The 13,542-nt window shown below is 47.6% G+C and carries 15 protein-coding genes and 1 riboswitch; of the genes, 14 read left to right on the top strand and 1 reads right to left on the bottom strand.

All coding sequences use genetic code 11. The features are described 5' to 3' along the window. Positions 1-167: 167 nt before the first annotated feature. From hemW to BMY78_RS18570, 14 genes are all read left to right on the top strand, one after another. The gene (gene hemW / locus BMY78_RS18635; RefSeq protein WP_024628499.1) at positions 168-1,352 is read left to right on the top strand and encodes a radical SAM family heme chaperone HemW; all 1,185 of its coding nucleotides are present in this window, start codon (positions 168-170) and stop codon (positions 1,350-1,352) included. A 117-nt stretch (positions 1,353-1,469) separates the two neighbouring features. Beyond that, entirely contained in the window at positions 1,470-1,940 is a 471-nt protein-coding gene (locus tag BMY78_RS18630; protein WP_090901678.1) for an N-acetyltransferase, read from the top strand. A 253-nt stretch (positions 1,941-2,193) separates the two neighbouring features. Continuing rightward, complete coding sequence (hrcA, locus tag BMY78_RS18625) at positions 2,194-3,225, top strand: heat-inducible transcriptional repressor HrcA (protein ID WP_090901675.1); 1,032 nt, start codon at positions 2,194-2,196, stop codon at positions 3,223-3,225. 52 nt (positions 3,226-3,277) lie between these two features. Further along, positions 3,278-3,853, top strand: coding sequence for a nucleotide exchange factor GrpE (grpE, locus tag BMY78_RS18620; RefSeq protein ID WP_090901672.1), 576 nt, complete (start codon positions 3,278-3,280; stop codon positions 3,851-3,853). 157 nt (positions 3,854-4,010) lie between these two features. Then, positions 4,011-5,855: a molecular chaperone DnaK gene (gene dnaK / locus BMY78_RS18615; RefSeq protein ID WP_079349668.1), complete on the top strand. Its 1,845-nt coding sequence runs from the start codon at positions 4,011-4,013 to the stop codon at positions 5,853-5,855. 129 nt (positions 5,856-5,984) lie between these two features. Further along, complete coding sequence (gene dnaJ / locus BMY78_RS18610; RefSeq protein ID WP_090901669.1) at positions 5,985-7,106, top strand: molecular chaperone DnaJ; 1,122 nt, start codon at positions 5,985-5,987, stop codon at positions 7,104-7,106. 150 nt (positions 7,107-7,256) lie between these two features. Next, positions 7,257-7,625, top strand: a complete 369-nt coding sequence (locus BMY78_RS18605; protein ID WP_063567301.1) for a hypothetical protein — start codon at positions 7,257-7,259, stop codon at positions 7,623-7,625. Between the two features lie 271 nt (positions 7,626-7,896). After that, positions 7,897-8,076 carry a YfhD family protein gene (locus BMY78_RS18600; RefSeq protein ID WP_024628492.1) on the top strand — a complete coding sequence of 60 codons (180 nt, stop codon included), beginning with the start codon at positions 7,897-7,899 and terminating at the stop codon, positions 8,074-8,076. Then, a complete protein-coding gene (locus BMY78_RS18595; RefSeq protein ID WP_090901667.1) occupies positions 8,069-8,461 on the top strand; it encodes a hypothetical protein in 393 nt (130 codons plus the stop codon). Before BMY78_RS18600 ends, BMY78_RS18595 begins: the two co-directional genes overlap by 8 nt. A 162-nt stretch (positions 8,462-8,623) precedes the next feature. Further along, positions 8,624-9,589 (top strand): 50S ribosomal protein L11 methyltransferase, encoded by a 966-nt coding sequence (prmA, locus tag BMY78_RS18590; RefSeq protein WP_090901664.1) that lies wholly within the window; start codon positions 8,624-8,626, stop codon positions 9,587-9,589. Between the two features lie 3 nt (positions 9,590-9,592). Continuing rightward, positions 9,593-10,270: a site-2 protease family protein gene (locus BMY78_RS18585; RefSeq protein WP_090901661.1), complete on the top strand. Its 678-nt coding sequence runs from the start codon at positions 9,593-9,595 to the stop codon at positions 10,268-10,270. A 138-nt stretch (positions 10,271-10,408) separates the two neighbouring features. Further along, complete coding sequence (locus BMY78_RS18580) at positions 10,409-11,173, top strand: 16S rRNA (uracil(1498)-N(3))-methyltransferase (RefSeq protein ID WP_063567294.1); 765 nt, start codon at positions 10,409-10,411, stop codon at positions 11,171-11,173. Positions 11,174-11,175: 2 nt separating this feature from the next. Next, positions 11,176-12,522: a tRNA (N(6)-L-threonylcarbamoyladenosine(37)-C(2))-methylthiotransferase MtaB gene (gene mtaB, locus BMY78_RS18575; RefSeq protein ID WP_090901658.1), complete on the top strand. Its 1,347-nt coding sequence runs from the start codon at positions 11,176-11,178 to the stop codon at positions 12,520-12,522. A 110-nt stretch (positions 12,523-12,632) separates the two neighbouring features. Next, positions 12,633-13,067: an NUDIX hydrolase gene (locus tag BMY78_RS18570; RefSeq protein ID WP_090901655.1), complete on the top strand. Its 435-nt coding sequence runs from the start codon at positions 12,633-12,635 to the stop codon at positions 13,065-13,067. Positions 13,068-13,126: 59 nt separating this feature from the next. Here the strand turns inward: BMY78_RS18570 and BMY78_RS33375 are convergent, their stop codons facing one another. Beyond that, on the bottom strand, positions 13,127-13,459 hold the full coding sequence (locus BMY78_RS33375) for a Na/Pi symporter (protein WP_256222181.1): 333 nt from the start codon (positions 13,457-13,459) through the stop codon (positions 13,127-13,129). After that, positions 13,433-13,516: riboswitch (Fluoride riboswitch) on the top strand. It overlaps the preceding gene by 27 nt. The last annotated feature ends 26 nt before the right edge of the window (positions 13,517-13,542 follow it).

Raw genomic sequence — 13,542 nt, 5'->3', positions numbered from 1 at the left:
GTATGAAAGGATGAACGATTTTTTGAGGTACAGCACAGAATGTGTGTATTCAAACTAGATTAAAGACGTTTGCTTTGCAAACTAGGTACAACACAGAATAACCAATAAACCAAGCTGAAAGGGAAGCCGGATGGCTTTCCTTTTTTCAAATAGAGGGGGACCTTGCCATGACATTGGCAGCACACAGCCGGAAAACAGGTGCACCCCAAGCGGTGTATCTTCACATTCCCTTTTGTACAAATAAATGTTTCTACTGCGATTTTAACTCCTACGTATTGAAGGACCAGCCGGTTATGCAGTACCTTGAAGCGCTGGAACGGGAGATGGAACATACAGTTAAAGCGAATCCGCCGGGAGAAATCAAAACCATATTTGTGGGCGGCGGCACGCCGACTGCACTGAAACCGGACGAAATGGCCGTATTCCTGAAGTCCGTTAAGACCTATTTCCCGAATTGGGCAGACGATATTGAGTTTTCAATGGAAGCTAACCCGGGCACAACAGATGCGGAGAAGCTCGCCGTTATGAAAGAAGGCGGAGTGAACCGCGTCAGCTTTGGTGTACAGGCTTTTCAAAATGATCTGCTAACAGGTATTGGCCGGATTCATAATACAGATGATGTATACCGCAGTTTGGAAAATGCACGAGCAGCTGGATTGCATAACTTGTCCATAGACCTGATGTTTGGTTTGCCAAACCAGACTGTCGAGATGCTGAACGAGAGTATCGACAAAGCGCTGGAACTGGATTTGCCTCATTACTCCATATACAGCCTGAAGGTGGAAGAGAATACGCTTTTCCATACGTTGTATCAGAAGAACCAGCTACCACTTCCTCATGAAGACGACGAGTTGCAAATGTATCTTCTATTAATGAAGCGAATGAAAGAAGCAGGTTACGGACAATACGAGATCAGTAACTTTGCCAAACCCGGCTTCGAGAGCCGTCACAATATCACGTACTGGCGCAATGAGGACTACTACGGTCTGGGTGCAGGTGCTCATGGATATGTAGGCCGCGAACGCCATATGAATATAAAAGGTATAAACCCGTATGTTGAAGCTTCCAAAGGAGGTCTGCCGCGTCTCGATCATTTTGAGATCAGCCGCGCCGAGGCCATGGAAGATTATCTGATGGTTGGGTTGAGAATGTTGGAAGGTGCTTCATCCTCACGGTTTAGCGATCAGTTCGGGGAGCCTATGGAGGAAGTGTTTGCGAAGCCTTTGGGCAAAATGCTGAATGCAGGACTGCTGGAGAAGACGCCAGACGGCTTCCGGCTTAGTGAACAGGGCATCCTGTTCGGAAATGACGTTTTTGCCGAGTTTATCGGGTCTATATCGCTGAATTCGTAGCTTGAAATTCTATACGCTCTGTTGTATATTTATTCATATTGATTTTACAGAGCGTGTGATTTATACAACTACGAAGTCGGCTTTCCTCTGGAAAGCTTCTTATAGGGGGAGAGCTGGATGTCGGCCATATGCAGAAAAGCCGTACCGGAAGATGTTGAACCATTATTTGAAATGATTAAGGGCTATGCAGAGCGTGGGATCATGCTTCCGCGTTCAAGGGAAGTACTGCAACGGCAGCTGGAGCACTTTGTTGTAGCGGAAGTGAATGGTCAGGTTGTAGGCTGTGGATCTCTCTGCCGTCTGGGGAATGATCTGGTGGAAGTCAGATCGCTTGGTATCTCCGAAGGTCACAAAGGCATGGGGATTGGCTCACTGCTGCTGGATCGGTTGGTAGAGGAAGCGGAGAAACAGCAAATTCCCAAGGTCATGGCGTTGACCTATGAAGTCTCTTTTTTCTTGAAAAATGGCTTCGCTGTTGTGGATAAGGATATTTTCCCGGAAAAGGTATGGACGGATTGTATTCATTGCAGCAAGCAGGATTGCTGTGATGAGATTGCTGTATTGAAAGAGTTGAATATTTCAGCCTGATAAATGAATGAACCGTATGGATTGAGCCGAGTATACTCTATCTCACCTGCGGTTCTTTTTAATTCATGAGATGTACAGTAAAGTTGTTATGTCTTGGAGACATTGGTCTATACTATAAATAGATGAGCGTACTCATCAAACTGACTTGACAATGATCACGTCATTTTGGTATTTTTGTATTACCGCTTAGCACTCATCTAACCGGAGTGCTAACGACATGGGACAGTACAGTCAGAAGGAGGGAATACTCACCATGTTAACAGAGCGTCAACGAATGATTCTGAACGCTATAGTGGATGACTATATCCGTTCAGCTGAGCCCGTAGGGTCCCGGAGCATTTCCAAAAGGGGAGATGTTGGATACAGTCCGGCGACGATCCGTAATGAAATGGCGGACCTCGAAGATATGGGCTTTCTGGAACAGCCGCATACTTCGGCAGGACGCATTCCTTCACACAAAGGCTATCGATATTATGTCGATCATTTGGTTCCCTGGAATCAGGTTGAGCCGCAAGAGCTGGACGATCTGAAGTCATTTTTCGCAGAAAAGCTGAACGTGATGGAACAAGTTATTCAACATGCCTCAGTCATTTTATCTCATATGACAAATTATACTTCGATCCTGCTTGGGCCGGAAGTTTTTCACACGTCACTTCGTCATTTTCAACTGCTTCCGCTTAATGAAAACGAGGCTGTGGCCATCATCGTAACGAACACGGGTCAGGTGGAGAACAAGACAGTTCAGATTCCACCCGAAATTTCGGTAGCGGAGATGGAGAATGTAGTTCGTTTATTAAACAGCAAGCTGGTCGGCGTGCCGATTTACAAATTAAAATCTCGTCTCTACACCGAGCTTGGGCAAGAGATGGAACGGCATATTACACGTTATGAGGAAGTCATGCAGGTGCTGAACAGTGCCTTTGACAACGAGCATGACAATCGTCTGTTCCTTAGTGGTGCCACCAATATGTTGACCCAGCCAGAGTTTAGAGATATTGAAAAGGTAAAAGATATTCTTGACCTGCTGGATGAGACACCAACACTCATGAAATTGATGATGCCCGTGCAGGGTGGATCTGGTATTCAGGTGCGAATAGGCACCGAGAATGATCATGAAGCCTTCGCCAATTGCAGCCTGATAACGGCATCCTACTCACTGGATGGAGAGGCTTTGGGCTCCATCGGAATTTTGGGACCTACGCGAATGGATTACGCACGTGTCATTCATATTTTAAATACATTATCCCGTGATTTGACGGCCATGCTAACGCATCGCTTTAAATAAGGATACGGGAATGAATCCAAGAGCATTTCATTCTTATAAGGAGGTGAACATCTTGAAAGAGGAGCAATCATTCGCAGCAGAAGAACAGGAACAGCAATCCACTACAGCAGCGGAGCAGGAGCCTGTCAACGAAGCCGGAGCTGCAGAAGCACAGGCGGAAGAGATGACAGATCAGGAGCAAGATGAGATCGCACGTTTGAAGGCGGAAGCTGAGGAACATCAGCAACGTTTTGTCCGTGCGCAAGCTGATTTTGATAACTTCCGTCGTCGTACACAGAAAGAAAAAGAAGAACTGGCGAAATACGCTTCGATGAAGCTGGTCACCGAATTGGTGCCGGTTATTGATAACTTCGAGCGTGCCATGGCTACTGTACCGGAAGGTACAGAGGTCGAGTCCTTCTCCAAAGGCATCGAAATGATCTTCCGTCAGCTGGAAACTGTGCTGAACAATGAAGGGCTGACGTCAATGGATACGGTAGGACAACCGTTTAACCCTGAATTCCACCAGGCGATTATGTCTGTGGAGAGCGACGAGTATGAAGAGGGTACCGTTGTCGAGGAAGTCCAAAAAGGCTACATGCTGAAGGATAAAGTACTTCGTCCGGCTATGGTCAAAGTTAGCTCATAATTTCGATTACAGAATGAATTGAGTTCACTCTTGATTGTACGATGCCACCGAAGTTTAATATAAAGGTTAGTACACACATAGAGCACGATTAGGAACAACAAATACAAAATAAGGATCAATCTGATCCATTTAAATTGTCGAGGGAGGAAATTTTCCGATGAGCAAAGTAATCGGTATTGACTTAGGAACAACAAACTCATGCGTAGCGGTTATGGAAGGCGGCGAGGCTGTCGTTATTCCAAATCCGGAAGGTGCACGTACAACCCCATCCGTAGTGGGTTTCAAAAAAGATGGAGAACGCGTTGTCGGTGAAACGGCTAAACGTCAAGCGATCACAAATCCGGATCGTACGATCATCTCAATCAAACGTCATATGGGTACATCCCACAAAGAAACAATCGATAGCAAAGACTACTCTCCACAAGAGATCTCTGCAATCATCCTGCAAAAACTGAAATCCGATGCTGAAGCTTATCTGGGACAAACGGTAACTCAAGCGGTTATCACAGTACCAGCCTACTTCAATGACAGCCAGCGTCAAGCAACAAAGGATGCAGGTAAAATCGCAGGTCTGGAAGTTCTGCGTATCGTCAACGAGCCAACAGCAGCAGCTTTGGCATACGGTATGGAGAAATCCGAAGACCAAACGATTCTCGTATATGACTTGGGTGGCGGTACATTCGACGTATCCATCCTTGAACTGGGTGACGGCTTCTTCGAAGTTAAAGCAACGAGTGGTGATAACCAACTGGGTGGCGATGACTTCGACCAAGTAATTATTGATTATCTCGTAAGTGAGTTCAAAAAAGATCAAGGCATTGACCTGAGCAAAGATAAAGCAGCGGTTCAACGTTTGAAAGATGCAGCGGAAAAAGCGAAAAAAGAACTTTCCGGCGTATTGACCACAACTATTTCCCTGCCGTTTATTACTGTGGCTGATGGCGTTCCTCAACATTTGGAGTTGAACCTTAGCCGTGCGAAATTCGAAGAGATCTCTGCTGGTCTGGTTGAGCGTACGCTTGAACCAACTCGTCGTGCACTGAGCGATGCTGGAATGACAGCTAACGATATCGACAAGATCGTCTTGGTTGGTGGTTCCACACGTATTCCTGCAGTACAGGAAGCCATCAAAAAACTGACAGGTAAAGAGCCTCACAAAGGTGTTAACCCGGATGAAGTTGTAGCTTTGGGTGCTGCTGTACAAGCGGGCGTACTGACAGGTGATGTGAAAGACGTTGTATTACTTGACGTAACTCCATTGTCCTTGGGTATTGAAACTGCGGGTGGCGTATTCACTAAGATGATCGAGCGCAACACAACGATCCCTACAAGCAAATCCCAAGTATTCTCCACTTATGCAGACAACCAACCAAGCGTTGAGATTCACGTTCTGCAAGGTGAGCGCGAGATGGCAGCGGGTAACAAGTCCCTCGGTCGCTTCATGCTGGGAGATATTCCTCCAGCTCCACGTGGCGTGCCACAAATCGAAGTTAGCTTCGATATTGATGCCAACGGTATCGTTAATGTATCTGCAACAGACAAAGGTACAAACAAAACTCAAAAAATCACCATCACTTCTTCCAGCGGTCTGAGCGATGCTGAAGTTGAACAAATGATGAAAGATGCTGAGTTGCATGCGGAAGAAGATAAAAAACGCAAAGAACTCGTTGAAGCGAAAAACAGCGCAGATCAACTGATCTACTCTGTTGACAAAACGATCAAAGATCTTGGCGAAAAAGCAGACGCTGGTGAAGTTGAAAAAGCGAATGCTGCAAAAGAAAAACTGCAAGGCGTTCTGGCTTCCGACAATCTGGAAGACATCAAAGCCGCTACAGAAGAACTGACAGAGATCGTTCAACAACTGTCCGTAAAACTGTATGAGCAAGCACAAGCGCAAGAGCAAGCAGCTCAAGGTGCTGAAGAGCAACAAGGTTCTGCAAAACGTGACAACGTCGTAGACGCTGATTACGAAGTTGTGGATGAAGATAAAAAACAAAACTAATTCACGATTTTTAGTGAATTAAACATCGGTGACGTTCGGATTGAAGGGAAAGTCATAGCCGGGGCTCCCGCGCTTTGGCTTTCCTTTTGTCACGATGTGCGATAAGGTGAATGATATGGGGGTGGAAGAGTGGCTGAAAAACGTGATTATTATGAGGTACTTGGCGTCGGCAAAAATGCCAGCGACGAGGAAATCAAAAAGGCATACCGCAAGCTTGCCCGTCAGTATCACCCTGACGTAAACAAGGCTGCTGACGCGGAAGCCAAGTTTAAGGAAGTTAAAGAAGCTTATGATGTGGTCAGTGATAGCCAGAAGCGGGCACAGTATGATCAATACGGTCATATTGATCCAAATCAGGGCGGATTCGGCGGCGGTGGCGATTTTGGCGGCGGCGGCTTTGGCGACATCTTCGATATGTTCTTTGGCGGTGGTGGTGGACGACGTGATCCAAATGCTCCGCAACGGGGGAACGATCTGCAATACACCATGACGATTGAGTTCAAGGAAGCAGTATTTGGTAAGGAAACCGACATTACCATTCCACGTACCGAAGGCTGTGATACTTGTCATGGCTCAGGTGCGAAACCCGGAACCAAACCGGAGACCTGTTCCGTCTGCCAAGGTAGCGGTCAACAGGAAGTGGTTCAAAATACACCGTTTGGCCGTATGGTCAACCGTCGTGCTTGTTCGAACTGTAACGGTTCGGGACAAATTATCAAGGAAAAATGTACAACATGCAGCGGCAGCGGTAAAGTACGCAAACAACGCAAAATTCATGTTCGCATTCCAGCGGGTGTAGATGACGGCGCTCAACTGCGTATGACTGGTGAAGGTGAAGGTGGTCTGCGCGGAGGACCAGCAGGAGATCTGTATATTGTCATTCGTGTGAAATCACATGATTTCTTCGAGCGTGAAGGCGATGATATCTATTGCGAAATTCCGCTTACCTTCGCTCAGGCCGCATTGGGAGATGAGATTGAAATTCCAACGCTATCCGAGAAAGTGAAGCTGAAAGTACCTGCCGGTACACAAACAGGAACGTACTTCCGTCTCAAAGGCAAAGGCGTACCACGCCTGCGCGGTATGGGGCAAGGGGATCAGCATGTGAAAGTCGTTGTCGTTACGCCTAGCAAGCTGAATGACGAGCAGAAAGATCTGCTTCGCCAAATCGCTGCGCTGGATGGAGAACAAACTCATGAGCATGAGCAATCCTTCTTTGACCGGGTGAAACGGGCCTTCCGTGGAGACTGAGTCGTAATCATTTATTTAAAAAGGACACCACAGCGGTTTTTCCGCAGGGTGTCCTTTTTTGCATAATATGGGCACGGTTGCGGAAAGATACCAGACATGAGCATTCAGTGGTTTGCTGATGTGCCGAAACTAGGGAAGCAGGTGAATCGGATGACCGAAAAAAATATTTTGGCGTATTTCCATAGCCCGGAGCAAGCGGAAGGAGCAGCCAAAAAACTGGAGGCATTGCGAGTGGAAGACCTGTCTATCAATCGATTCAGTCGTTATGCGGGTGTCGGGCCAAGTGGAGCATCCTATACACCAGGCGTATCAGGCAGCTTTTCTTCCTGGGTACCAGGTGCTCTAGGCACAAATGCCAGCGCGGGCATCATGGCCGCAGCAGATCCTTCTGCGAGCGGTATGAGCGATGGCGGACAAGAGGGTCCGACAGGCAGAGATGTATTACTGACCGTTGTTGTTGACGAGGCAGTACATCATCGCGCTCTATCCATTATCGAACAAGCCGGCGGTATGATCTAGTTTCACCAAATCTATATAAGATGGACAGAGAATTACACTTTAACGGAGAGTGTAGAACCAATCTGAAGAAGCGAAGCGTTCGCCTGAAAGCTTTCGTAAGAAAGCTACTTCGGAAGCATACGCTATCACCGGATTTCTCCCTTTAAGAAAGGGAGATGAAGAAATCTGGGGATAACTGCGATCGGAGGATGGTACTACAATCGGAGTGGTATAGTGTAACAAGTATTAGTTCATTTTATATAGATACCTATTTTGAAGGAGGAGCATAACGATGGCAGAACATGAACGTCCAGGCAAGATTTTGACGAAAACGGAAAAGATGAAGCGAATGCAGTCCGCCAAAAATGAGGACGTGGAATTCAGTGCCGAAGCTGCAGATCATGAAGATATAGAGGCTTTGCGCCGAAGCGAAGCCGCCGATCGTCGTCAGGGTCGGGAGATTCATGACTGATGATCGCTCTGCAGTAATTATCGAAGCGGTATTTACGAGTTGGTCCGAGGCTGAATCTGCACGCAGAGCGCTGGAATTGCTGCACCCAAACCAATTGAGTATTGAGAGTTTGAATAACTCATCGTCTTCAGTGGAATCGGGAGCACCTGAGGGCACGGATAACTCGGCCACGGCTCTGATTGGGGGATTCAGTGGTGAGCTGAATGTCCTTTCTCTCATTAGCGATGAGACCGAGGTGTTGTCGGGTGGACAAGTCTATGACGATCCGGATGCTGGCTCTGAAGGCAAGCCCAAGCAAGAAATCTTGCTGACCGTATCCGTATCCAGTGACTCTCTCCCGCAAGCTGCAGAGATGATTACGCAGAACGGTGGACGCTTTTGCTAACAAGTTAATCGAGTGTAGTCATAATGAAAACAGGGTATTCGAGCAGTCAGGCTGCGGGTATCCTGTTTTTGCTGTTTCTTTTACTGCCGCGGTTTTGTACTCCTGCTCGCTTGTGTAGTACAATGGTTGGGATGTTTGAAAAATGAGGAGGAAAAACGAAGTATGTTATGGCATGAACTAACAATACATACCACAGAAGAAGCTGTGGAGATGATTTCGAATTTTTTACATGAAGCGGGTGCTGGAGGGGTCTCGATTGAAGAGTCCGGTACTTTAAATAAAAAACGGGATACGACGTATGGGGAGTTATACGAGTTTCCTTTGAATGATATTCCTGAAGGCTTTGCAGTCATTAAAGGATACTTCTCTGAAGGTACGGACATGGATGCATTGCAAGCTGAAGTAAGTCCACGCATCGAGCAACTTTCCGAATTCGATATCCAAACGGGTGAGGTTCGTTTTGAGACGCGAACAGTGGACGAAAATGACTGGGCGAACGCCTGGAAACAATATTTCAAGCCAGTACGTGTCTCGGAACGTCTAACCATTAAACCGACATGGGAAGAGTATACGCCGGAAAGCCCGAATGAGAAAATTATTGAGCTCGATCCAGGCATGGCGTTTGGTACGGGAACACATCCAACCACCTCGCTTTGTCTGCGTACACTGGAATCAGTCATTCAGGGTGGCGAGGAAGTGATTGACGTAGGTACAGGTTCTGGCATCTTGGCCATAGGAGCTGTCCTTCTCGGTGCAAAACATGTGCTGGCGCTGGACCTCGATCCGGTTGCGGTGGCAAGTGCTAAAGAAAATGTGGAATTGAACGGGCTGGGACAACAAATTACGGTGAAAGAGAGTGATCTGTTGTCTGTTCTGGGCAGTCAGGACCCTGCGCTGGGTGTGAAGCTCCCGGTGAAAGTTATCGTTGCCAACATTTTGGCCGAAATTATTATGCTGTTTGTGGATGATGTCTATCATGCGCTTGAGTCTGGCGGCGTTTATATTACTTCAGGCATTTGGAAAAATAAAGAGCAGCTTGTCCATGATGCGCTCGTTGCTTCCGGCTTCGAAATCAGTTCGGTGCATCGCGATGAGGACTGGATCGCGTTTGTGGCGAGAAAGAGGTAACCGATGGACTTAAACTCGTTCTTTCGTTATCCGCTGGATCAGCTGCCGTTCTTCCTGCTGACCATCCTGATTGCTTTTACGGTCCATGAATTTTCTCATGCGTATTTTGCCAACAAATTCGGTGATCCGACGGCCAAGCTGCTGGGCCGGGTTACTCTCAATCCAGTCGTACACTTTGACTTGTTTGGGGTGCTATTGCTCGTTATTGCTGGATTCGGTTGGGCACGACCTGTTCCAGTGAATCGGGCGAACTTTGACAAACCAAGATTGATGGGTGTTATCGTCTCTGCAGCAGGGCCACTAAGCAATCTGCTGCTCGCGATCATCGGTACGATCATCTATGCGTCCCTGGTTGGTTCGGGGGCATTGGGTGGCATTGAGAATGAACGGTTGCTTACGGCAATCTCCATGTTTTTCTCCATATTTAACTTGACGAACTTTTTCCTTTTTCTCTTTAATCTTATTCCGTTGCCTCCATTGGACGGATATCGAATTCTGGAGGATATTCTGCCGCCTTCAATCAGCCGCAAACTGCAAGGGGTGGAGCAATGGTCCATATTTATTTTCCTGTTGATCCTTGTTATTCCACCATTGCAAAATGCGACGATTCAACCTCTATATCAATTTGCCCAGAATATGTATGTGGATCTGGCAAGGATAATCATCGGTTTATATCGTTAGAAACGTATGGTGTATGGGACTGAAATACTGGTCAGATAGACATAAAAGTTGTATGATCATCTGTGGCGATTGGATTCATGCCTGCCATCAGGCGGGGTGAATTCCAGTCATAACAGGACAGAATGGGTGGATAGACGAATGCAGCGTTATTTTGTATCTGCAGAACAGTTTAATGAACATTCCGTGGTCATCACGGGTGATGATGCGCGCCATATCGGCAAAGTGATGCGTGGTAAACCTGGAGATAAACTGATTGTCAGTGACGGAAACTCCAAAGAAGCTTTGGTGGAGATTGAAAGCATCGAAGCCCAGCAAGTAACAGCGAATATTGTGGAGCCCCTCGAAATGGACCATGAAGCGCGTATACGTGTAACCGTGGCTCAAAGCTTGCCAAAAGGCGATAAGATGGAGACGGTCATCCAAAGATGTACAGAGATCGGAGCGGTTTCATTTGTTCCTTTCCTGTCTGAGCGTACGATTGTGCAATATGATGCCAAGAAAGAAGGCAAACGGTTGGAGCGGTGGCGTAAAATCGCCAAGGAAGCTGCTGAGCAAAGCCATCGGAACCGCATTCCATCCGTTGAGCAGCCACTTTCCTGGAAAGGGCTGCTATCTTCTTTTGAGGGCTACAGTCTGGTATGTTATTGTTATGAAAAGGAAAACGGCAAGCAGTTAAGAGACGCATTGAAGCCGTTTGTGGAGCAGCTTGCACCTGGTGCGAGCGCTGAAGTGTTGATCGTTGTTGGACCTGAGGGCGGATTCTCGGAGAGGGAAACGATTGAAGCCGATCAGGCGGGTGCTGTATCCGTTGGACTGGGCAAACGCATCTTGCGGGCCGAGACAGCCGGAATGGCGGCGCTAACTTGTGTCTTATATGAATCCGGAGAAATGGGGGGAATGTAATTATGCCATCCGTGGCGTTTTACACCTTAGGCTGCAAAGTTAATTTTTATGATACAGAGGCGATTTGGCAATTGTTCAAAAATGAAGGATACGATCAGGTAGACTTTGACGAACAGACAGCGGATGTATACTTGATTAATACTTGTACAGTAACCAATACCGGCGACAAAAAGAGCCGCCAGATTATCCGTCGTGCCATTCGGCGCAACCCGGATGCGATTGTAGCCGTTACAGGCTGTTATGCGCAAACTTCACCGGCAGAAATTCTGGACATCCCTGGTGTGGATCTGGTTATCGGTACACAGGACCGGGACAAAATTTTGCCATATGTCAATGAAATTCAGGAATCACGTCAACCCGTCAATGCTGTGCGTAACATCATGAAAACGCGGGTGTTTGAAGAGATGGACGTACCGGATTTTGCCGATCGTACCCGTGCATTTCTGAAAATCCAAGATGGCTGCAACAACTTCTGTACGTTCTGCATTATTCCGTGGTCGCGTGGACTTTCCCGCAGCCGGGAAGCAAACAGCATCATCCAACAGGCTCATCAACTCGTACACGCCGGGTACAAGGAAATTGTCCTGACAGGCATACATACCGGTGGGTACGGAGATGACATGGAGAATTATGATCTGACGGATCTGCTATGGGACTTGGATAAAGTAGAGGGCCTGGAACGTATTAGAATCAGTTCGATTGAAGCCAGTCAGATTGATGATCGGATGCTGGATGTGATTAAACGTTCAGACAAACTTGTGCGCCACTTCCACATTCCGCTGCAAGCAGGCGATGATACCGTATTGAAACGTATGCGCCGTAAATATACGACCGAAGAGTTTTACAATAAAATGCTTCGCATTCGGGAAGCAATGCCGGATGTAGCAATTACAACCGACGTTATTGTAGGGTTCCCGGGTGAGACGGATGAGATGTTCCGTAATGGCTATGAACTGATGAAGAAAATCGGATTTTCCGAAATGCACGTTTTCCCCTATTCCAAACGAACTGGAACACCGGCAGCACGTATGGAGGATCAGGTGGATGAGGAAGTCAAAAATGCGCGCGTGCATGAACTGATTGAGCTATCCGAGCAAATGCAGCTGGCATACGCCAAGCAATTTGTGGGCCAAGTACTGGATGTCATTCCTGAAGGTGAAGCCAAGGGCCGTGAAGGCAGTGGTAAACTGCACGGTTACAGTGACAACTACATTCAGTTGGTCTTTGATGGTTCCCTGGATATGGTCGGCAAGGTATGCCGTGTCAAAGTGACCGAAGCGGGTGTGAATGAAAGCCAGGCTACGTTGGTTCGTGTGTTGGAGGAAAATCTCAAGTCCGCAGCGATGTAATCGAGGCGTTAGGAACAAGGATTTCATTTCCTTGGGGAGCGTACCCGTGGAGATGAGGTCCTTCTTTTTCCAAAAAAGATGAAGTCAATTCCGTAATGGGGGAGAGCAGCATGAATAAAAAAGAAATTTCGGCAGGCGGAGTCGTCTACCGCACGGGAGAAGACGGAAAGCTCCAAATTCAACTGATTGTAGATCGCTACGGCAAAACGACTCTCGCCAAGGGCAAAATGGAAGCTGGAGAAACGGTAGAACAAACCGCACTGCGTGAGATTCTGGAAGAGACAGGCATGGTCGGCCGAATTGTAGAACCCGTCGATATCATTGCTTATACGTATCAGCATGCTGAGTTTGGTCCGGTGGACAAGGAAGTTCATTATTATCTCGTTGAAGCGGAAAGCGGCGATCTGCAGCCTCAGATTGAAGAAATCAAAGGTGTAGATTGGTACGCTCCGGAAGAAGCTTGGTCCAGACAGCAGCATAGCGGATACGATAATAACGATGACATTTTACGAGTGGCACTGAACAAATTAGGCATTAACGTATAGCTGTTTTCTATTGAGTGACGTATCGCTACTTTTTGTCGAGAGTGAGAGAGTTTCGAACATCAGGCCATGGGTGACTTCGCCACTGGGGTGGAGACCGGTGGTTTTTTGTGCCAAATCGGCAAGTAACAGAACGGCAAGGCAAGCAGTGAACTGGTGACGTTAAAAAGGGTCTGGGCGTGCGCAATCTGCGCCCCGTTATCCGCTGACAGCCAGGCCGAAGCTGCATGCAGCTGGCCGATCAGCGGCATAAATAGCAGCGCTCCCGCAATGTTTAGTACGACATGGGAGGCTGCGACAAATTTGCCTGCGGATGCTCCGCCAGCGGCAGCAATCACGGCGGTGATACAGGTCCCTACGTTCGACCCGATCACAATGGCGATGCCGATCTCCACAGGCAGTACGCCTGTGGCTGCAAGCGTAATCGCCATGCTGATGACGGCTGCGCTGCTATGAATGAGCGCCGTCAGGCAGGCAC

Origin of the sequence: Paenibacillus sp. OK076 (assembly GCF_900110055.1) — a bacterium.
GTDB lineage: Bacteria > Bacillota > Bacilli > Paenibacillales > Paenibacillaceae > Paenibacillus.
This window is presented reverse-complemented; position numbering and strand designations above follow the sequence as displayed.